Below are 20,450 nucleotides of genomic sequence, written 5' to 3' on the forward strand. Positions count from 1 at the left end.
CGATGGAGTGGGCGAAAGCGTAATCGCATTTTAGGGGGATGTATTACGCCGTAGCTCGAACGCCTTGTTTGGCTTTTTCGCGCATGCCAAGCATGACGGTTAAGCCGAAGGCAACAGCAAAAGAGATCACCATGCCCACCACGTAGTAGCCGATCTTCTCTGGGTTGATTGAGATGACGCCTGGCAAGCCTGCCGCGCCTAGCGCCTGAGCTTTAACGTTAAACAGGGTGATAAAGGCACTGGAAACCGCCGCGCCGATGATCGCAGCAATAAATGGGTAGCGCAGTTTTAAGTTCACACCGAACATTGCTGGCTCAGTGATGCCTAGTAGCGCCGTGATACCCGATGGCAGCGCAATGCCTTTCAGCTTGGTCTCTTTGGTGGTGAAGCCGACGGCCAAAGCCGCTGCACCCTGCGCAACGTTTGACATCGCCGCGATTGGGAAAATAAAGGTGCCACCCGTAGTCGCGATGTCGGCTAAAAGCTGAGTTTCAATCGCGATAAAGCTGTGGTGCATGCCGGTGATCACAAATGGCGCGTAGATAAAGCCAAACAGTGCGCCGCCGATAAAGCCCGCCGAATCGTACAGCCAGTTCAAGCCGTCGCCCAACATAAAGCCAACATCACGAGTGATCGGACCTACCAGCGTGAAAGTAAGGAAACCAGTGATGAAAATTGCCAACATTGGAGTGAGCAAGTTATCGAGAACCGATGGCACCACTTTACGCAGGCCAAGCTCCACTTTCGCCAAGATGAACGCCGACACTAGCACAGGAAGCACCGAGCCTTGATAGCCTACTTTTTGGATTTCCAGACCGAGAATATTCCACGTCGGCACCGTACCAGAAACCGTCGCGCTACCAAAACCCCAGCCATTTAGGAGGTCAGGGTGAACCATCAACATGCCAAGTGCCGCGCCAAGGAATGGGTTGCCACCAAACTTGCGAGAAGCAGAAAATGCCAATAAAACAGGGAGATAAACGAAAGGCGCATTGGCAAAAGTGTTGATCATACTGGCGAGATCAGCAAGGCCCGGATTGGCATCAATCAACGATTGCCCATCAATAAACAGCCCCTTGGCGGTTAGCACGTTAAACAGACCCATCAACAGGCCGCCCGCGACAATCGCCGGAATGATAGGGACAAAAATATCCGACAAACCTTTGACCGCACGCTGCACAATATTCTGCTTTTCTGCGCCCGCGCTGGCAACGTCGTTGGTCGACATCTCTGCCATACCGGTGAGTTTCGCCATTTCGGCATACACTTGGTTGACGATGCCCGAACCGAAAATGATCTGGTACTGACCAGCGACCTTAAACTGGCCCTTCACCCCGTCTAGAGAATCAATCGCACTCTCATTGATCAGCGCTTCATCTTTCACGGCTAAGCGCAGACGTGTCGCACAATGCGCTAATGCCTGAATGTTGGCTTTACCGCCCAAATGTTCTAAAAGTTGTTTTGCTATGACTGGATAGTCCATAACTCACCCCGATTGTTGTTTCGTTTCAGTATAGTGGTTGACTGCGATTTTGTTTTCATTTTTGGGAACGTTTGCAAAACGAATTCTTGTCAATAAATCGCCATTGGTCAAAACATGCGGGTGAAATCTGTGAGTGGGATCGGCAAATTCAACGCAGAGGATCCGTAAAACAAGGGTAGAATCACGTTAAAAGCGGATTGAGATCGACCAGTTCTGCAATCAATCCCAAATGAAATGTGAAATAGGATGCTTTATGGCAAGTTTGCATGACGTCGCCAAAATGGCTGGCGTGTCCAAATCGACGGTTTCTCGGGTGATCAACGACGAGTACGGCGTAAAAGAATCAACAAAAATCAAAGTCTTACAAGCCGTTGCCGAATGTGGTTACGTCGTCAATCAAGTCGCCAAAGATTTAAAATCACAAAAGACCAATTTGATCGGGGTGATTGTACCGCGCGTCTCTTCCCATGCGACGGCGCAAGGTGTGGATGGCCTCACCGCCATTTTTGAACAAGCAGGAAAACACGTTCTGCTGGCCAATACACATCAAGTTCATGAAAAAGAACTTGAATATATTCAGATATTTAACCAGAAGCGTGTCGAAGGCATTGTCTTTTACGCCACCCATTTAGACGCGCCGCTGGTCAAAGCTATCCAACAATCCGCCGTGCCCGTGGTGCTGGTCGGGCAAGATGGCTCCATGCACAATATTCCCAGCGTGGTACATGATGATATGCGTGTCGGCTTTGAGGCAGGTAACTGCTTAGTCCAAGCGGGCTGCTCGCAAATCGGCTTTATTGGCGTGCAAAGGGATGACATCGCCGTGGATGTGCTGCGCTCACAGGGGTTAGAGCAATCTTTGGCGTTTCATCAACAAGCGCTTTTGTTCCATGTTCGCGGCGATTTCTCTATTGAGTCGGGCTACCGTTTAGCAAAAGAACAGCTTAAAGCACATCCTAAACTCGACGGCCTGTTTTGCGCCACTGACCGTTTGGCTGTGGGGGCGGTGAAAGCCTTGCAAGAAGAGGGCGTTCGGGTTGGCGAGCAGATCAACGTGCTGGGCGTGGGGAACGATGAACTCGCTTACGTCAGCACACCCTCACTTTCAACATTCAACTATGCCTTTGATAAAGCGGGAGAAAATGCCGCAAAAATGCTACTTGAACGCATAGCGGGGCGCGGTCAGGAAATGAGTAAAGTGGTGCTTACCTTCCAAAATATCAGCCGCGAAACCTGCTGAGCTCCCCTCTCTGTTTTCTCTCTTTTGTGCCGGGTTTCTGTGCCCGGCCTCACACTCACTGACACTCTGCCCTCCTCTTTTGCCAGAAAGACTTGCCTAAATCTTCTTTGTTTTATATTTTTGAGAACGTTCCCGAATTTATTATTAGGTAAGTTATGTCACTAGAAAAGCTTATCGAACTCGCCGGCGGGCTCGATAATATCCAACGAATTTTGGCGCCGAAGGGGCAAGTGACGGTTGCCGTGATCGACGCAAAGCGCGTTACACAGCCCGACGCGGTCTGCGCCGAGTCTGTACTCGGAGAATGGCAACTGTCGATGGCGCGCGATGCCAGCATCAGCGATGAGGATCTTGCCAAGGTGGGTTTGGCTATCGCTGCTCGCCAGCGCCAACAAGCCTCGCAGTATCTGCAACCCACCGCTTGCCCGTATCGCCCACAATGGCACATTTCACCGCCACAAGGCTTACTCAACGATCCGAATGGGTTTATTTATCATCAAGGTGAATATCACCTTTTCTATCAATGGTACCCTTTTGCCTGTGAGCACAAAGACAAATACTGGGTACACCTGAAAAGCGCGGATCTCGTCAACTGGGCTTGGCAGTCCATCGCCCTCACCCCTTCAGATTGGTTCGATAGTCACGGGGTATTTTCTGGTCATGCGGTCAGTGATGGCGACGATTTGTGGCTGTTCTACACCGGCAACACACGCCTTGGCCATGAACGTGACAGACAAACCATGCAGTGTGCAGCTCGCCTTGATGCAAATGGCAAATTTGCCAAATTAGGGCCAGTGATCCGCACGTTGCCGCCCGGTGTCACCGAGCATATTCGCGACCCCAAAGTGGTGTTCAAACAAGGTCGTTGGCACATGTTGCTTGGTGCGCAGACGCAAGATTTGCAAGGCAGGTTAGCGGTGTACCACAGTGAGGATCTGCATGAGTGGCGGTTCGATAAGCTCTACGGCGACGAACTGGCACCGTATGGCTATATGTGGGAATGCCCGGATTGGTTTGAGATCGATGGTGAGCAGTTTGTCGTGTTCGGCCCCCAAGGCATCACCTCTGATAACCCGCACCACACCATAGTGCACCAAAACCGCATCTTTCGCGTTGAGCAGGATGCACAAGGCGGGTTCCATTTTCTGCGAGGTTGGGAACTGGACGCTGGCTTTGATTTTTATGCACCGCAAAGCCTGCAAACCGCCGATGGTCGCCGCGTAATGTGCGGCTGGATGGGGCTACCCGACGAAATTGATCACCCAAGTTGTGAGAACGGCTGGATCCACCAGTTCACCGCGCTGCGTGAACTTCGTTGGCAAGAAGGTCAAATTATCCAGCAGCCAACGGCCGAACTGGACGCTCTGCGCGGCGAAACACAATCACTGGCGCTAAGCGCCCAGCCAATCACGCTTGGTACTAAAAGCTTTGAACTGCAAGTCACTCTGCCTTGGGGCAGCGAACTGCACTTAATGCACGATGAGCAGCATCGCGTGGTGCTAGCTTTAGACGCACAGCAGCGAGTGCTGCGTTTTGATCGCAGCGCCACCGAGATTCGACAAGGCGATACCATTCGCGAACTCGCGCTCACGTCCGACAAAGTGAAGCTGCACATTCTAGCCGATAACTCTTCGCTGGAAATCTTCATCAATGACGGAGAAAAAGTGATGACAGGGCGTATCTTTACTCCGCCAGAGGCAACGCAAATCTCGCTTTTCCATGCTAAAGAGCAGACACACTTTACCCCGCTAAACGCCATGTCCTGGCCGTTTGCACCGCGCTAAAACGAAAAAAACCACCGCATGCCAACGGTGGTTTTTCTTTAGCCTATGGTGATATCTAGTCCATAAAATCCACGCTCGGCAAACTCTCAAAAACGGGCTTGGCAAAAAAATAACCTTGCATCAACGCCACCCCAGCCTCTTTTAGCCAGCGATATTCACTCTCACTCTCCACTCCCTCTGCAAGCGGAGTGATATTAAGATCGCGAAACATCGCCAAACAGTGCGTGACGATGGATTGGCGCGTTGTATCGCGGTCAATATCCCGAATCAAACCCATGTCCAGTTTAACAATGTTGGTTTGAAAATCCGCCAGCAGGCTCAAACCAGAATAGCCCGAGCCAAAATCGTCGATCGCGGTTTTAAAGCCTAACGATTGGTAATAGGAGACGATGCGCTCAACGTGCTGGCTGTCTTCGATTTTTTCGACTTCGGTAAACTCAAACATGATGTTTTCAGTCGGGAAATCATACTTTTTCGCCGCTTCCAGCGTGGTGCGAATGCAGCGCTCAGGTTGGTAAACCGCATTGGGAAGAAAGTTGATGCTCAGCATCGACTCGATGCCTAGCTTCGCCGCCAACGAAATGGCTTTGACGCGGCACAACTGATCAAACAGATAACGATTTTCGTCGGTAATACGAGAAATGATAGAAAAAGCAGGTTCGTTATTCAGCCCTCTAACCAAAGCTTCATAACCAAAGACACTTTGCGTGTGGCAGTTAATGATGGGTTGAAACGCCATCGAAAAATCGAAACCCAGCTGATTTTTATCAGCACAATTTCGGCAGGTTATTCGCTCGCCTTGCATCAATTCTTCTGCCATATCCTAGCCTTATTAGAGATTTACTCTAAAGACTAGCTGGCTATTGAGTTGAACGCAACTAGGCAAGCTGGCAGTTTACGCGTGGGAAAAGTGGCAAACGCTCCCCGATAAACCAATTCGCAATATGACAAGTTGCAGTATCTTTCGCTAACACGCTGTTGTGTGCTCTTTTCAACATCACGACCAACCTAGGTAGGTAGCAAGCATGCCAACGTTATCTTGTGTAGCTAGACTATACTGCAACTTCAGGGAACGATCCCGAAATAAAATAGAAAACTTTAATCTGATTCACGATCTGAATTGGTTTTGTGATCAAGGCAGACAAAAAACGACAACAGAAAAAAGGCGAGCTCTCGGCTCGCCCAAAACAGATTCACTCGTACCATCAAGCAAGAAAGGCCATAAGCGCCGCTTGATTGGGCAGTGCCGTCATCGCCCCTTTCTGCGTCGTAGCGAGCGCACCACAGCCATGCGCCCAAGTAATAGCCTGAGTAATGGCCTCAGCCGAGCGCCAATCCTCTGCGACAGACAACTGGTAGAGTAAACCGCCGACAAACGCATCGCCCGCTCCGGTCGTATCAATCGGCTTCACCACTTTTCCGCTCACCAACGTCTGCGTTTTGCCCGCCACCACTAAAGCACCCTTGGCACCTTGGGTGATTACCACCAGCGGCAGTACATAGCTTTCCAATACCGCCAAACCTTCTTCAATCGAGGCCGTTTGGGTGAGCAGCATCAGTTCTTCTTCGGAGAACTTCACCACATCCGCCAGCGCGACCGCGCGCATCACCACCTCGATCAGCTCCTGAGGTTTCGCCCAAACTTCTTCGCGCAAGTTTGGATCAAAGCTGACAAAACCGCCAGCCTGTTTCATCCGCGCGATCGCTTCAAACGTGCTGCTACGGCTGGGCTCGTTGGCCAAGGCAATCGAGCAAACGTGCAGCCACTCGCGCGATTTAAATCTCGGGATGTCAGTAGGTTGGAGAAATTGATCCGCGCTTGGCTTGACCATAAAAGTGAAGCTACGCTCACCGCTATCATCCAAGTCGACCACCACCGTTGAGGTGCGCTTTTCGCTATCTAGAGTTAAATGCTGGCAATCCACCGCTTCATCGCTGAGTGTTTGCTGCATAAACCGCCCAAAGGGATCGTTCCCGACTCGACCAAAAAACGCGCTATCTCCACCTAGGCGAGCAATCGCCACTGCAACATTGGCAGGCGCGCCACCCGGGCATTTAAGGTAGTGCGCTTCACCATCGGGGATCAAATCCACCACCGCATCACCCGTTACCCATACTCTGCTCATCTCAATTCTCCAAATATAGCCTGCGCTCAGTGTAAACCATGTACTTAAGATGAAAAGTCACGATGCTCAAACCGATCGGCGCTGAGTTTAAATTTGTGATCATGCAAAAATTTTTGTAGCGCCAAACATGCCTTTTTAAACCTTTTCCGGTATCGTTCCCAAGAAAGGGTAATTGTCACTGGCTGCAAACAATGATTGCAGCCAGTATCTTCCGTTGTTACTGGCATATGCTATTAACTCAATTTGCCTAACCAACGGGATCACCATGAATCACGCCCTCACCCTGCACAAAAGCTGTGCTGTCTGCGCCAGCGAACAACAAAACCCGTACAGCCTTGGAGTGGAATACCAATTGAGTGAAGAAAACCTCGTCTTTGCGCAGTTTACTCCGCAGGTTCGTCATATGGGCTATCAAAATCTGCTCCATGGTGGTATCGCCAGTGCCTTGCTCGATGGTGCGATGACGCACTGTTTGCTGTTGCAAAATATTCCAGCGCTGACGGCAAGGCTCGACGTTCGTTACCATGAACCGATTGCAATTGGCGAACAGGTGATGATTTTCGCCCGTTGCGATACGCAGAAACGGGGCATATATCAGCTTTCTGCCGAGCTGTGTGTTCAGGGGAAGGTTCATGTGAGCGCAAGTGGCAAATTTATTGTGCCAAAGCCGCAAAACTAGCGGGAACACTCACGGGGAGAAAGGTCAAAGTGGAGTGAAAAACGGCGGCTGAAGGCGGAAAGAGAATGGGCAGTAGAACTAGCCAAGCCTTGCTCGCCTTGCTCGCCTAGCGAGAAGGGCAAAGCGTCATCGCTGACCGAAGAGACATCGTGATCTCGTCACTCGACTTCACACTATGGGCGTTTTGTCTTTCAGCTCATTCGCATTGAGCTTTACCGCTCATTTTGCCGGAAGAGAAAACTCCCTCTAGTTCAATATGATAGAAACCGCCGCGCAACTGGTTGATACCTAGTGGTTTAACATGTTGTTTTAATTTACTTGGCGGAATGTGCTAAACCACGATGTAAGCAATTATGACAAAAGCTATAATCCCTAATATTGTCCTCCGCCCAAGGTAAACCGACATGTTTTTTAATAACTCTCTGCAAAGAGAAAACCAACAACTAAAAGAAAGATTGTATTCGCTTGAACAGATAAATGAGAGCCTCAACAATGACATGTTGCGTATAACGCTTGATCCGCAAGGGAAGGTCAATGACGTCAATGCGAATTTTGAGCGAGAGTTGGGTATTAAGCTCGCTAATATCTCTGGCGAACACCTCACTAACCTCGTTCCCAAACATGCTAGAGCTACCCCACATTATACGCGGATGAAAAGTGCCATTGAGAAGCGTGAACATTGGAATGGTGCCTTGCAAATAGAGAAAGGTAATCACCAAGAAGCCTGGCTCAGAGCAATTGTTCAACCTGTGATAGATATAACAGGCAATGTCCAAAGCTTCATCGTTTTTGCCACTGAGCTAACCCGTACCATCAGTAAATCTCGCGAGCACGAAGATTTGCTCAAAGCGCTTAATCGCTCTACCGCTGTGATTGAATTTAACCTTGATGGCACAATTATCCGCGCCAATGAGAATTTCTTGCGCGGCATGGGATTTAGCAACAATGAACAAATCGCCGGGAAACATCACCGCATTTTTTGTCATAGCGAAGAAGCGAATTCTTCCGCTTACATAGAATTTTGGAAAAAGCTGGCAGCAGGTCAGTTCATTTCAGACCGCTTTCAGCGTATCGATAACTACGGACGTACCGTGTGGCTCGAAGCCTCCTACAACCCCATCCATGATGACTTCGGGGAACTGTATAAAGTCGTCAAGTTTGCTACGGTGATCACCGATCAAGTGAATCAGGAACAGGTTGTTGCCGAAGCCGCACATTTGGCTTACAGCATCTCTGAAGAGACTGGAAAGCAGACATCGCAAGGTCAAGAAGTGGTCAGAAGCATGATCGACAAGATGGAGAGCCTAGTCGAGCAGATGCAGCGTGCCACGCAAGACATAGAAAAACTGAAAGACGATTCACAGAAAATTGATGACCTCGTAGGCGACATTAGCGCCATCGCCGACCAAACCAACTTGCTGGCACTAAACGCGGCGATTGAAGCGGCGCGAGCGGGCGAACAGGGCCGTGGATTTGCCGTGGTGGCGGACGAAGTGCGCAAACTGGCTTCAAGAACTAACCAGACCACTAAAGAGATAGCCGATGTGGTGTCGGAGAATTTACAAGGAACCACCAAAGCGGTTGAACTTATCGCGGACTGCCAAGTGCAGGCTGGCGACACGTTGCAATTATCCAATCAAGCTGGGCAATTGATGGAAGAGATCAAATCTGGCGCGGAACAAGTCATCGAATCGGTCAGTCAATTCAACCAAAAGCTCTAAGCCGATAACAAGCAAAAGTGCCACTGGAATTCACCACTTGTGGCACAAAAGCAAAACGCCCACAGCAATGTGAGCGTTTTTTGTTTTTGCGGTCATCCGTTTGGGTTATCAGCCAATCAAACGTTCGCTGTTTTCCACTTGTTCATTCAGCGCGATGGTCTGCGCACGTTTGAAAAAGTTAAAGTCTGTTGCCGTCGCGCTGGTGTACGCGCCCATGGTACGACCAATTACCAAATCGCCGTTTTCCAGTTTTGGCAGCATGATGTTTTCCGCAATCACGTCCACACTGTCACAAGTTGGGCCAGACAACACGCTTGGCAATAGCTCACCGCCTTGTTTGATGGTCACCAATGGGTATTTGGCATCATCGAACATCAAACCACTGAACGAACCGTAGATACCGTCGTCTAGGTAATACCAGATCTGTCCTTCACGCTCGGCTTGCCCCATTACCGAAGCAACGCTAGTTACCGCTGGCGCGCAGATGAAGCGTCCGGGTTCAGCCAGCACATGCACCGTATCAGGCAATGCATTTAACGCTTGGTTAATCGGCGCACAAAACTCATCAATCGGCATCACTTGCTGAGTGTAGTTGACTGGGAAACCGCCACCGATATCGAGCGTGCTGAGTGCTGGTAGGCCCATTTCCACCACTTGCTGCATCACACGATGGCAGGTGTGGATCGCTTCTACATATTTATGCGGATTGGTGGTTTGTGAACCAACATGGAACGACAAGCCTTTAATGCGAATATTCCACGCTTGAGCGGTTTCAATGATGGTCAGTGCTTGCTCTGGTGAACAGCCGAATTTTTTCGATAAATCAGCAAACGCTTCTGAGTTGCGAAAGCTCAAACGCACCAACAATTCCACCTCTTCGCTGTACGCTTTGAACTTCGCCAGCTCATTGAGGTTGTCGACCACAAACACATTACAGCCATACGCCAGCGCATCGCGGATATCCGCATCACGTTTGATCGGATGGGTGTGGATGGTCAGCTCGGCCGGTACGCCTTCTTGCGCAACGAGATCGACTTCTCCGCTGGTTGCCAGATCAAAACTGGCGCCTTCCGCCAACAGCGTTCTGACCACAACTGGGTGCGGCAGTGGCTTGAGCGCGTAGTGTAACGTCACGCCGGGTAAGGCATTTTTCAGTGCACGGTACTGCTGACGAATAATATCGCAATCAAGCAGCAACAGCGGCGCGCCAAATTGTTCAACGGAAGATTCGATCAGCGCGATGTCGTCATTGGACAGCGCAGGAGAAGAGATAGATTGAAAACCAAATGCAGAATGAGCCATTGTAAACCTCCAAGTCTGTTGGGCACTTTTCATGTGAGTCGTGATGAAAAGTGGAGCGTCAATAAGAGCGCGCGGGCGCCGTCAAAGTCACTCTTGGATAGTTGCTCTATCGCCTTGCCACAAAACAGAATGTGATGTACTCGGATTGGCTATCATCAAGAAGCAGGGGGATAATAAGGTCATCGTTTACTCAGCACAATAAAAAATGTCCCACCTAAGGAAAAGATTTTTTATGGTAAAGACCACGATTATTTATGACTATATTTTGCATATCTATTTAACAAATCCTAATGCAATTGCATTTTCCCTTTTGGCTCGGCCTCTTAACGCTGATGAGGTACACTTGGCGCTTAAAGCAAAAGATAACAAGGCGTTGTGATGAATCTGGCTCTGTTTGACTTCGACGGCACGCTCACCAATGAAGATATGTTTTCACTCTTTCTCAACCATTCCGCCTCAGGCACGCGTAAGTGGGTGGGCCGAGTGGTGATCGCGCCGTTTTATCTGCTGTACAAAACCAATCTGTTGCCAAGTCATCTTATGCGCCCCATCGCCAGTTGGATCGCGTTTAAAGGCCGCCGAGAAGCAACGCTGCAAATAATAGGAGCGCAGTTTGCCCGTGACGTTATTCCACGTTATCTACGGCCGGAGGCGGTGGCGAAACTGGCTTGGCATCAACAGCGCGGCGATCGGATCATCTTGGTCTCCGCGTCGCTCGATCTCTATCTGCGCCATTGGTGCGACGCGCAAGGCATTGAGCTATTGTGCAGTGAAATGGCGGTCAGCCGCGGCCGGTATACGGGCAAATACCAACAAGGCGATTGCAGCAGAGAACAGAAAGTACAGCGGGTAAAACAGCACTGTCGACTAAGCGACTACAGCAAGGTTTATGCTTACGGCGACACCGAAGAGGATTGGCCGATGCTCAATATGGCCGATGAAGCGTATATGAATTGGCAGCGCGTGCGCACTGCCAATCGTTAGTCGCGAGACTATTTCCAAACGCCCCACTCTCCGGTGGTGCCCGGTTCCTCACCTTTGGTCCACCATTTGGCCGTCCATTCGCGTCCGTTGTGGCTCACGACATCGCCCGCCTGATAAACTTTGTCTTTACTCCAAAGGTTGTCTGGCTCGGTCGGCGGTGTGGTATCGCCTTTGACCAGCGACAGCGCGTAACTGAAATTGGCGCTTGGCGCATGGACTTGGTTGGCAAACAAGTTGCGCGTATCGAACATATAGTGGTTCATCTCCTGATGCCAGATACCGATGTACCAATCTTTATGCTGCTGACCATTGAACTGCCCTGCCAGCTCTGCCGCCCAAGTGCTGGTGTTGTTGGCGCTGATCGGTAAAGAGAGATCCACCAGCTCTGCGCCGGACGCATCAAAGGTTCTAAAACGCACCGTATCTCCCGATTCCACCGTAAAGCCTTGCGGAACAAAATAGCCCAGCACGCTCAGGTTGTTACCCGGCTCAGTCGGTGGATCCGTCGGGTCGGTTGGAGGTGTGGTTCCTCCGTCTTTGAACGTGATGTCGCTACAGTTGTAGAAGCCTTCGCCACCGGCATCAACACGCTGCCAGCGAGTGTAGAGAATGGCATCACCGCTGCGCCCCGCCGGAAAGCTGACCTTAATGCGATAGCGTTTTTGCTCATCCACCGCCACATCGCCAGCGCTATCGATCAGCTCGAGATCATCCCACGTCAGTGGCAAAGAAGGATCGTAGCTTGGTTTGGTGAGATAAAATTCCCAGTAAGAGGGGTTATGCGGCACCACGCCAGCAAACACTAAATCCAGCTGATTGTTGGCATCCAGAGAGACATTGCTTCTTTGCCAATCGGGCGAAGGCAAATTCAACCCCGCTTTCGCCGCATCGCCCGCCGAGCACAGCTCGCCATTGGCCACAATCGCTTTTACATGGGCCATATCACGATAGTTAGGCACATTGGCAGAGACTTCATTGCGCTGCACAAATGGATACGCGCCAGAGACATCATACGCCGCCTGACACGCCTGATTAGGGATTTCATTTGTCCAGAAACCGCCATCTTCATAACAGATGTTTTGTCTCGCATTGGGGTATTCGACCCAGCCATGGGCACTGACATTGCATGCGCTGAGCGCGGCGATAACACTCGCCCCCAAGGCAGACAGAGTAATTGTATTTTTCATCCTGATCCCTTTTGATTCTCAAAACGTTACGTATTGAAAACCTATCCCGCTTGGTGAGAATAGGCGCTGTAAAACTAGCAGGATGTGCGTGGCATGCCGCGCTCAAAATGGGATTCAGTGGGACTTTTTGCCCGGTTTGCTAGCTGCTTTCCAGCCTGTTTGTAGCACGCCAAAGCGCTCGACAAACATTTTCGAGTCACTTCAAAGCGTGCAGGTAACCGACCAATTGACCAAACAATCAAGGAGAAGCGCCTAAGATTTATTTTCAGCCTTGCCAATCAAAGTCATCGCAACAACTCAGAAAGCGTTCAGACCAGCAGGCGGCGAACGCTGCTATACAAACTCAAACCAACTGTTATCCTCGCCTAAAAAGTCTCAACGGCATACCATCTGCGGTTATACAGTTTGCTAGCGTTCATCTTTCGGCGAATCCATCACCACCATAGTGGTGATGGATTTTACCTGCTCGCACTCTCCTAACACATCGGCATGAAATTTCTTGTAGCTGACCAGATCGCGCGTTTCAACTCGAAGTAAGTACTCATTCGCCCCCGTGATGTTGTGACACTCGACCACTTCATCGACAAAGCGCACATGATCTTCAAATTGTTGCTGCGCTTTTTTGCTGTGCGACGCCAGCCCAATCGACACATAGGCGACAAAACCGATACCAAGTTGACTGCTGTCGAGCACCGCCCGGTAGCCCTGAATCACCCCTTTACGCTCCAAATCTTGCACTCGTCTTAAGGTGGCCGAGGCCGACAAACCGACACGCTCTGCCAGCTCAACATTGGGGAGACGGCCATTGCTTTTCAGTGCGTGCAATATTTTTTCGTCAAACTTATCCATAGTGAAATTTTCTTGCTGATATTGTGTTTTGTCATCAAATATAAGCACAAAATTGCCATTGAAACTACTTATGATTGTCGTGACCGGTCAAGCGTTATCTCATGAACCAACAATAAGAGAAATTGAGGAGAAAATGATGGAGTTGCAACAATTGGGGGCTTTGGCCTTGTTTGCGTTTGTTTCTACCTTTACCCCCGGTCCGAACAACATTATGTTGATGACCTCAGGGGCCAATGTCGGATTTGTGCGCACCATTCCGCACATGCTTGGCGTCACATTCGGTTTTGCCCTGATGGTGATCTTAGTCGGCGTGGGGCTGATGGGGCTGTTTAACCACTACCCGCTTAGCCATGATATTTTGAAATACCTCAGTCTGAGCTATTTGCTCTATTTGGCGGTGAAAATCGCCACCAGCGGCAAAGCGGCCGAGAAAGAGAATTTCACGCCGCTCAATTTTTTACAAGCCGCCATTTTTCAATGGGTTAACCCTAAAGGCTGGTCGATGGCACTGACTGCGGTCAGCGTTTACAGCAGCGGCAGCCATTGGTGGGAGATGACGTTGATCGCCGGGATTTTTATCGCTGCCAACATTCCTTCGGTCAGCTTTTGGGCCGCCGCTGGCACACAATTGCAGCGTTGGCTTACCACTAGCACGCGAGTCAAAGGGTTCAACATTAGCATGGCGCTTCTACTGCTGGTCTCCACCCTTCCTATGCTGGGATAAGCAAAGAGCCGGACAAGCCGGCTCTTTTTGATTGCGATGATTTGCTGGTAACAATCGGCGGCTTTACTGCGCGCTAGCCAGCGAACCCCACAGATCGTACTCATCGGCGTGCTCGATCACTACCTCAACCAGCTCACCCGGCTTGAGGCTGGTTTCGCCATTAAGGTAAACCAGACCATCGATTTCCGGCGCATCAGCGTAGGTACGGCCAATCGCGCCCTCTTCGTCCACTTCATCGATGATCACTTTCATGGTGCTGCCAATACGCTTTTGTAGCTTGGCGGCACTGATCTCTTGCTGAACCAGCATAAAGCGTTCGAAACGCTCTTGCTTCACCTCTTCGGCGATCTGCTCCGCGATCTCATTTGCCGCCGCCCCTTCAACCGGAGAGTATTTAAAGCAGCCAACGCGATCCAGTTGCGCTTCTTTTAGCCACTCTAGCAGCATCTCGAAATCTTCTTCCGTTTCGCCCGGGAAACCGACGATGAAAGTCGAACGGATCACCAACTCAGGGCAGATTTCGCGCCATTTTTTGATTTGATCCAGCGTACGCTCGGCGCGCCCCGGACGTTTCATCGCTTTCAAAACATTCGGGCTGGCGTGTTGGAACGGAATATCCAAATACGGCAGGATCTTGCCTTCCGCCATCAGCGGGATCAGATCATCCACATGTGGATACGGATAGACATAGTGCAAGCGCACCCAAATGCCCAGTTTGCCAAGTTCTTCGCTCAGCGCTTTGATGTTTTGACGCACAGGCGTGCCGTTGGCAAAACCTAAACTGTGTTTGCTGTCGACCCCGTAAGCACTGGTGTCTTGGCTGATCACCAGCAGCTCTTTCACGCCAGCGTTTTTCAAACGCTCCGCTTCGCTAATGATTTCACCCACCGGACGGCTGACCAGATCGCCACGCATCGATGGGATGATGCAGAAGGTACAGCGGTGGTTACACCCTTCCGATATCTTCAAATAAGCGTAGTGCTTTGGTGTCAGCTTAACGCCATGATCCGGCACTAGGCTGGTAAACGGATTGTGCGCGGGTTTTGGCGCAAACTGGTGCACATGTTCAAGGACGTTTTCGTAGGCATGCGGGCCCGTGATGCCCAGCACATTCGGGTGCACCTCGCGGATCTCATCTTCGCGCGCGCCCAAACAACCGGTCACAATCACTTTGCCGTTCTCTTTCAACGCTTCGCCGATGGTATCCAGCGATTCCTGCACCGCACTGTCGATAAAACCGCAGGTGTTGACGATCACAACGTCAGAATCATGGTAACTGTTGACGATTTCGTAGCCTTCGGTACGTAACTGAGTCAGGATTCGCTCAGAATCCACCAGGTTTTTTGGACAACCCAAAGAGACAAAACCGACTTTATTGCCGCCCGTTGGCGTCATTTCTTGGCTTTGCTGCTCGATGGTTTTTTTTGCCGTCTCCAACGTAGTTGTTTGGTTAGGCGTAAACGTTTGAACTGTCATTACTTGGTCTGCTTCCAGTGTTGATTACTTCCAGCCGGTCGTGATCGGATTGCCACTTTTCGCTGCTGGCGATATCTCTAAAGAGCGCGAATTATAACTGACGGCAAAAAATTGCAAAGAGCCAGATAAGGATTTTAGTGCAAAATTTAGCCAATAAAAAATGGGAACGCTCGGTTCCCATTTTTGCCGATCTAGAAACGGATTTTTAGCCCAGTTTATAGAACAGCGTCGACAGCGGCGGCAGGTTAAGCACAATGGATTGCGCCAGACCTTCGCTCGCGATGGCTTCCGTTTTCGCTTGTGGCAGCACGGCGTAATCAGCACCAGCGTATTTGCCGTCATCGGTGTTGAGCAACAGCGAATAGGTACCCTGACTTGGTACACCAAGGCGGAAATCGTCGCGCGGAACCGGAGTAAAGTTGGAGATCACCAAAATACGCTCACCCGCTTCGCTAATACGCTCGTGAGCGATGATGCTCAGCTCTGCGGCGTCTTGCAAACGCCATTCGAAACCGGCTGGCACACAATCTTGATCGTGCAGCGCCGCTTCGTTGCGGTACAAGAAGTTGAGATCACGCATCAGCGCTTTCACCCCTTGATGGCGTTCAAAATCGAGCAAGAACCATTGCAGTTGATCGTCGTGGTTCCACTCCGCCGTTTGACCAAACTCAGCGCCCATAAAGTTGAGTTTTTTACCCGGCTGACCATACATATAACCGTAGTACGCTCGCAGGTTGGCGGTTTGCTGCCACTCATCCCCCGGCATCTTGTTGTGGATCGAGCCTTTGCCGTACACCACTTCATCGTGTGACAACGACAGCACGTAATTTTCACTGTGCGCGTACACCAGCGGGAATGTGAGCGTGTTGTGGTGGTATTTGCGGTGCACAGGCTCTTCTTTGATGTACGCGAGGCTATCGTGCATCCAGCCCATGTTCCACTTAAAGCCAAAGCCCAAACCGCCGAGGAAAGTCGGGGCAGACACGCCTGGAAAGGCGGTCGATTCTTCAGCAATGGTCATGGCATTCGGGAAGTATTTGTACACTTCCTCGTTCATCCATTTGAACATCGCAATCGCATCGTAGTTCTCATTGCCGCCGTCTTGGTTCGGGATCCACTGGCCGTGGCTGCGTGAATAGTCGAGGTAAAGCATCGACGCCACCGCATCAACGCGAATACCGTCAATGTGGAACTGCTCGAACCAGTAGAGCGCGTTGGAGACCAAGAAGCGGCGCACTTGCTCGCGGCCCACATCGTAAATAAACGAGTTCCAGTCTTGGTGCCAGCCACGACGCGGATCGGGATCGTGGAACAACGGAGTACCGTCAAAATTGGCCAAGCCGTGATCATCTGACGGGAAATGCGCTGGTACCCAATCGAGCACAACGCCAAGGCCAGCTTGGTGACACGCATCGACGAAATATTTGAAATCATCCGGTGAACCATAGCGACTGGTGGGCGCAAACAGACCAACAGGCTGGTAACCCCAAGAGCCGTAGAACGGGTGTTCAGAGACCGGCATCAGCTCCACATGGGTGTAGCCCATTTCGGTAAGGTATGGCACCAGTTCATCGGCCAATTCGCGATAGTTAAGAAACTCGCCATCAGCATTGCGTTTCCAAGAGCCCGCATGCAGCTCATAAAACGACAGCGCTTCTTTGCGCTTCGCCGTGACTGGGCGAGATTGCCAAGCGGCATCTTGCCATTGGTAGCGATTGTGATCGTAAGTGACCGATGAAAAAGAAGGGTATTGCTCAGCGTAGAAACCCCAAGGGTCTGCTTTGTGCGGTAGCCCTTTGCCATCAGGCCCTTTCATCTCAAACTTGTAGCTAACGCCTTCTGCTAAGCCGGGGACAAATAGGCCCCAAATGCCGTAATCCAGACGCTGCATCGGGAGGCGGCGACCATCCCAATCGTTAAACGCGCCGACCAAGCTCACCGCAGATGCGTGTGGCGCATAGACCAAGAAACGAACCCCGGAGATCGACTTTCCGCCGCGCTCTTGGTTGACAAATTGCGCCCCCATATGGTGATACATCTGCTTTGGAGTGTGCAGATCGTCATACTCAGCGTAAATGGTATGGTACTGATACGGGTCATCGATAAGCTGCTCCACGCCATTCCAATCGATTGCTAATTGGTAATGCGTTAGATGCAGATCGCGCTTTTCTTCTAAAATAAACGCGCTTTCTTTTTCGCGCTTTAAGGTGATGCGTGGTTGCCCATCCAGCACCAGTTCAACCCCAGTTGCTCCGGGCATCCAAACCCGCAGTGAGCCTGCTGCGTCATCAATAAATGGACCCAAAAATGAGAACGGGTCGGCGTAAGCGGCTTGAGACAATTTCTCCACCACCTGATCTCGCTTACTTTTTACACTTTTTTTCAAACCTTTTCCCTCGCCAAACAGCCAACGTTGTGAACTAAATTCCGCGTTCACCACAAACTTATTGCGTTACACAGTAAAGCGCAAACGGCAATAAATAACAAAAATGCCCGCTTTATGGGGCGGGCATAATAACGGTAACTTATTCTACCAATTTACTGGTAAAGATAGAGTGACCCATGCTGTAGTTTCTGTGCGTAAAATCAAGTCATTACATCGGGTCATCTCTTGTCAAGCCGGCTTATTTGCTCGCTTGTGCACGCACTTCGCTCAACCGTTTGGCGATGCGGTTGACATCGTCACGACTGAAGATCTCATCAAGATTCATCGACAGTTTACGACGCCAGTTCGGGTACTCATCGACCGTGCCCGGGATGTTGACTGGGTTGTCCATTTGCAGCCAGTCTTCAAGCTGAACACTAAGCAGTGCCGACGAACCCGCCGCGACGTGCAGTTGCAGTGCTTCGCTTAGGTAAGCATCCATTGGCACAAATTGCGCGTCGTGACCGATGCTTTCTGGCAGATAACCATGCCAGCGTACGCTGTCCAGAATGCCTTGTTTGCACTTCAAGCGATCATCAAACAAGCCGAGCAGCTGCTCTTCATTCGGGTAAAGGCCAATCTCGCGACCCATTTTCAGGTCATCACAGTGCCAGAAACCGCGTAGCGTTGGCATGTCGTGGGTACACAGTGCCGCCATGGATTGCTCCGCGTAATGCTTAGGTGAAATGAAACCACCATCATCTTTCGATGTTTCGAAGAAGAACACCTTGTAGGAATGCACGCCCGCGTCACGCAAAATGTCAACGATCTCGTCAGGTACGGTACCCAAATCTTCGCCGATCACGCTGCACTGGTGGCGGTGAGATTCCAGCGCCAAAATCGCCAGCATGTCTTCCACTGGGTAGTAGAGATACGCCCCTTCAGTCGCCTTCTCTCCTCTTGGGATCCACCACAAACGCAGCAAGCCAAGTACGTGGTCGATACGCAGTGCCCCACAATGCTTCATGTTGGCGCGCAGCAGTTTGATGTACGCGTCGTAAGCGGTGTTTTGCAGTACTTGCGGGTTAAGCGGTGGCAAGCCCCAGTTTTGACCAAGTGGGCCGAGAACATCTGGCGGCGCGCCGATGCTGGCGTCCAGCACTAAGTTACCGTTGTCTGCCCACGTTTCGCTGCCGGAATCGGCCACGCCCACCGCTAGGTCACGGTACAAACCAACCGACATGCCTTTCTCTTCTGCGAGCGCTTGTGCTTCGTTGATTTGGCCGTCCGCAATCCATTGCAGGTACATGTAGAGATGAACGCGATCTTGGTTCTCTTTGATGTACTTCTGCGTCGCGGCCGAATCAAAACGGCGATACTGCTCAGGGAAAACGGGCCAGCCCCACATGTTGCTGTCTTTAGCGTGCAGTTCACCATGCAAAGCGTCAAACGCCGCTTGGTGCACTAAGCTGTCGCCGCCATCTTCCACAAAGGCGAGAAAGGCGCGAGCGCGGTCGCTGTTTTTGTCCAGATGACGCGCTTTGAACTCGTCAAACAGCAGTGGCAGTACGCTCATCTTCAGCTCGGCAACTTCAGAGTAATTGACCCAGTGCGATTCACGTACTTTTTGCAGGCGCTGCTGGAACTCTGCGCTGCCGACTTTTTGCTGTGCTTGCGCACTTAGGGCAAACTCAGGCACGGAACTCACATCGATGTACAGGATGTTCAGCCAGCGGCGAGAGGATGGGCTGTATGGGCTAGCCCCTTCTGGGTTTGCTGGGAAAAGTGAGTGAATTGGGTTCAGACCAATGAAATCACCGCCACGCGAAGCGATGTCGCTGACCAGTTGTTTCAGATCGCCAAAATCACCGATCCCCCAGTTGTGCTGAGTGCGCAGGGTGTAAAGCTGAATGCTTGGGCCCCAAAGTTTTTTGCCATGCTCCAGCGAGCCTTGTTTGAAACACGCGCGCGGCGTTTTGATCAGCGTCATTTCATAAGGCGCTTTGCGACGCTTACGGCTGACATACAATTTGTGATAACCCCACGCCAAATCTTTTGGCAGTGCAAACACTAGAGGGCCACCCTCGGCACGCTCGTCACGCACAATTTGTGATTGAAGATAGCCTTCCAGTACCTCTCCTTGCTCGGTTTCTAAGCGCCAGTTGAACTCGCTTTCACGCGCGCTCACGCCAAGGTTAAGCTCAACCTCAACCACATCACCGTCACGTAGAACCAAAACAGGGGCCAATACGTCTTTCTTGTGCATTCTTTCAGCAGATGCCAGTAGTTTTTCGTCGCTGCTGGTGTCGTAGCCAAGCGAAGTCAACAGGCGGCGAAGCGTTTCATCGGAAACGTACGCTTCATCTCCCCAAGCGCTGACGTAGCTATCGGCTAATCTTGCCATCTCTGCGACTTTCTTTAATGCTGTTTGTTCTTTCATCGCTTTCTCCGAAGGTACTTCTCAAGCCTTCAATGTAGGGTTTTATGCTGCAAATGGTGTTGTTATTCAATGCGTAGATAAACAACCAAG

Annotated in this window: 14 protein-coding genes and 2 pseudogenes; 7 read left to right on the forward strand and 9 right to left on the reverse strand. The window is 50.9% G+C overall.

All coding sequences use genetic code 11. The features are described 5' to 3' along the window. Positions 1-43: 43 nt before the first annotated feature. Positions 44-1,483 carry a sucrose-specific PTS transporter subunit IIBC gene (locus I3X05_RS19850; protein ID WP_045570003.1) on the reverse strand — a complete coding sequence of 480 codons (1,440 nt, stop codon included), beginning with the start codon at positions 1,481-1,483 and terminating at the stop codon, positions 44-46. A gap of 253 nt (positions 1,484-1,736) precedes the next feature. Here I3X05_RS19850 and I3X05_RS19855 point away from each other — a divergent pair, with 253 nt between their 5' ends. Both I3X05_RS19855 and I3X05_RS19860 read left to right on the forward strand, forming a co-directional pair. Next, positions 1,737-2,723, forward strand: a complete 987-nt coding sequence (locus I3X05_RS19855) for a LacI family DNA-binding transcriptional regulator (RefSeq protein ID WP_337971204.1) — start codon at positions 1,737-1,739, stop codon at positions 2,721-2,723. Positions 2,724-2,878: 155 nt separating this feature from the next. Further along, entirely contained in the window at positions 2,879-4,507 is a 1,629-nt protein-coding gene (locus tag I3X05_RS19860; protein WP_045570005.1) for a glycoside hydrolase family 32 protein, read from the forward strand. Positions 4,508-4,562: 55 nt separating this feature from the next. On the opposite strand, the gene I3X05_RS19865 is transcribed toward I3X05_RS19860, so the two are convergent. Continuing rightward, complete coding sequence (locus I3X05_RS19865; protein ID WP_337971205.1) at positions 4,563-5,327, reverse strand: EAL domain-containing protein; 765 nt, start codon at positions 5,325-5,327, stop codon at positions 4,563-4,565. Positions 5,328-5,712: 385 nt separating this feature from the next. Next, complete coding sequence (locus I3X05_RS19870; protein WP_337971206.1) at positions 5,713-6,633, reverse strand: aminoimidazole riboside kinase; 921 nt, start codon at positions 6,631-6,633, stop codon at positions 5,713-5,715. A gap of 265 nt (positions 6,634-6,898) precedes the next feature. Here I3X05_RS19870 and I3X05_RS19875 point away from each other — a divergent pair, with 265 nt between their 5' ends. The 3 genes and pseudogenes from I3X05_RS19875 to I3X05_RS23870 form a co-directional block, all read left to right on the forward strand. After that, positions 6,899-7,312: a PaaI family thioesterase gene (locus I3X05_RS19875; protein ID WP_045570030.1), complete on the forward strand. Its 414-nt coding sequence runs from the start codon at positions 6,899-6,901 to the stop codon at positions 7,310-7,312. Positions 7,313-7,809: 497 nt separating this feature from the next. Next, positions 7,810-8,448: pseudogene (locus I3X05_RS23865) on the forward strand (PAS domain-containing protein); the annotation flags it as partial. Between the two features lie 159 nt (positions 8,449-8,607). Continuing rightward, positions 8,608-9,033 (forward strand): annotated as a pseudogene (locus I3X05_RS23870) (methyl-accepting chemotaxis protein); the annotation flags it as partial. 108 nt (positions 9,034-9,141) lie between these two features. On the opposite strand, the gene I3X05_RS19885 reads toward I3X05_RS23870, so the two are convergent. Beyond that, positions 9,142-10,335: a type III PLP-dependent enzyme gene (locus tag I3X05_RS19885; protein ID WP_039463817.1), complete on the reverse strand. Its 1,194-nt coding sequence runs from the start codon at positions 10,333-10,335 to the stop codon at positions 9,142-9,144. 378 nt (positions 10,336-10,713) lie between these two features. Between I3X05_RS19885 and I3X05_RS19890 the strand changes: the two genes are divergently transcribed. Continuing rightward, positions 10,714-11,319, forward strand: a complete 606-nt coding sequence (locus I3X05_RS19890) for an HAD family hydrolase (RefSeq protein ID WP_045570009.1) — start codon at positions 10,714-10,716, stop codon at positions 11,317-11,319. Between the two features lie 8 nt (positions 11,320-11,327). Here the strand turns inward: I3X05_RS19890 and I3X05_RS19895 are convergent, their stop codons facing one another. Together I3X05_RS19895 and I3X05_RS19900 are read right to left on the reverse strand one after the other, a co-directional pair. Beyond that, positions 11,328-12,506: a lytic polysaccharide monooxygenase gene (locus I3X05_RS19895; protein WP_045570010.1), complete on the reverse strand. Its 1,179-nt coding sequence runs from the start codon at positions 12,504-12,506 to the stop codon at positions 11,328-11,330. A 408-nt stretch (positions 12,507-12,914) separates the two neighbouring features. Continuing rightward, positions 12,915-13,355 (reverse strand): Lrp/AsnC family transcriptional regulator, encoded by a 441-nt coding sequence (locus I3X05_RS19900; RefSeq protein WP_045570031.1) that lies wholly within the window; start codon positions 13,353-13,355, stop codon positions 12,915-12,917. 136 nt (positions 13,356-13,491) lie between these two features. Here I3X05_RS19900 and I3X05_RS19905 point away from each other — a divergent pair, with 136 nt between their 5' ends. Continuing rightward, positions 13,492-14,079, forward strand: coding sequence for a LysE family translocator (locus tag I3X05_RS19905; RefSeq protein WP_045570032.1), 588 nt, complete (start codon positions 13,492-13,494; stop codon positions 14,077-14,079). A 63-nt stretch (positions 14,080-14,142) separates the two neighbouring features. On the opposite strand, the gene rimO is transcribed toward I3X05_RS19905, so the two are convergent. The 3 genes from rimO to malQ all read right to left on the reverse strand — a co-directional run bounded on the left by rimO (position 14,143) and on the right by malQ (position 20,360). After that, positions 14,143-15,555: a 30S ribosomal protein S12 methylthiotransferase RimO gene (gene rimO / locus I3X05_RS19910; RefSeq protein ID WP_039426538.1), complete on the reverse strand. Its 1,413-nt coding sequence runs from the start codon at positions 15,553-15,555 to the stop codon at positions 14,143-14,145. Positions 15,556-15,760: 205 nt separating this feature from the next. Further along, entirely contained in the window at positions 15,761-17,941 is a 2,181-nt protein-coding gene (glgB, locus tag I3X05_RS19915; RefSeq protein ID WP_045570033.1) for a 1,4-alpha-glucan branching protein GlgB, read from the reverse strand. Positions 17,942-18,179: 238 nt separating this feature from the next. Next, complete coding sequence (gene malQ, locus I3X05_RS19920) at positions 18,180-20,360, reverse strand: 4-alpha-glucanotransferase (RefSeq protein ID WP_193184855.1); 2,181 nt, start codon at positions 20,358-20,360, stop codon at positions 18,180-18,182. Positions 20,361-20,450: the final 90 nt, after the last annotated feature.

Source organism: Vibrio navarrensis (assembly GCF_015767675.1).
Classification (GTDB): domain Bacteria; phylum Pseudomonadota; class Gammaproteobacteria; order Enterobacterales; family Vibrionaceae; genus Vibrio.

What these genes read in the sequence shown, in the direction of transcription:
- malQ (WP_193184855.1), bottom strand. Translation starts at nt 20,360, where the DNA reads ATGAAAGAACAAACAGCATTAAAGAAAGTCGCAGAGATGGCAAGATTA.
- I3X05_RS19885 (WP_039463817.1), bottom strand. Translation starts at nt 10,335, where the DNA reads ATGGCTCATTCTGCATTTGGTTTTCAATCTATCTCTTCTCCTGCGCTG.
- I3X05_RS19905 (WP_045570032.1), top strand. Translation starts at nt 13,492, where the DNA reads ATGGAGTTGCAACAATTGGGGGCTTTGGCCTTGTTTGCGTTTGTTTCT.
- I3X05_RS19855 (WP_337971204.1), top strand. Translation starts at nt 1,737, where the DNA reads ATGGCAAGTTTGCATGACGTCGCCAAAATGGCTGGCGTGTCCAAATCG.
- I3X05_RS19865 (WP_337971205.1), bottom strand. Translation starts at nt 5,327, where the DNA reads ATGGCAGAAGAATTGATGCAAGGCGAGCGAATAACCTGCCGAAATTGT.
- I3X05_RS19870 (WP_337971206.1), bottom strand. Translation starts at nt 6,633, where the DNA reads ATGAGCAGAGTATGGGTAACGGGTGATGCGGTGGTGGATTTGATCCCC.
- I3X05_RS19890 (WP_045570009.1), top strand. Translation starts at nt 10,714, where the DNA reads ATGAATCTGGCTCTGTTTGACTTCGACGGCACGCTCACCAATGAAGAT.
- I3X05_RS19850 (WP_045570003.1), bottom strand. Translation starts at nt 1,483, where the DNA reads ATGGACTATCCAGTCATAGCAAAACAACTTTTAGAACATTTGGGCGGT.
- I3X05_RS19895 (WP_045570010.1), bottom strand. Translation starts at nt 12,506, where the DNA reads ATGAAAAATACAATTACTCTGTCTGCCTTGGGGGCGAGTGTTATCGCC.
- rimO (WP_039426538.1), bottom strand. Translation starts at nt 15,555, where the DNA reads ATGACAGTTCAAACGTTTACGCCTAACCAAACAACTACGTTGGAGACG.
- I3X05_RS19875 (WP_045570030.1), top strand. Translation starts at nt 6,899, where the DNA reads ATGAATCACGCCCTCACCCTGCACAAAAGCTGTGCTGTCTGCGCCAGC.
- I3X05_RS19860 (WP_045570005.1), top strand. Translation starts at nt 2,879, where the DNA reads ATGTCACTAGAAAAGCTTATCGAACTCGCCGGCGGGCTCGATAATATC.
- I3X05_RS19900 (WP_045570031.1), bottom strand. Translation starts at nt 13,355, where the DNA reads ATGGATAAGTTTGACGAAAAAATATTGCACGCACTGAAAAGCAATGGC.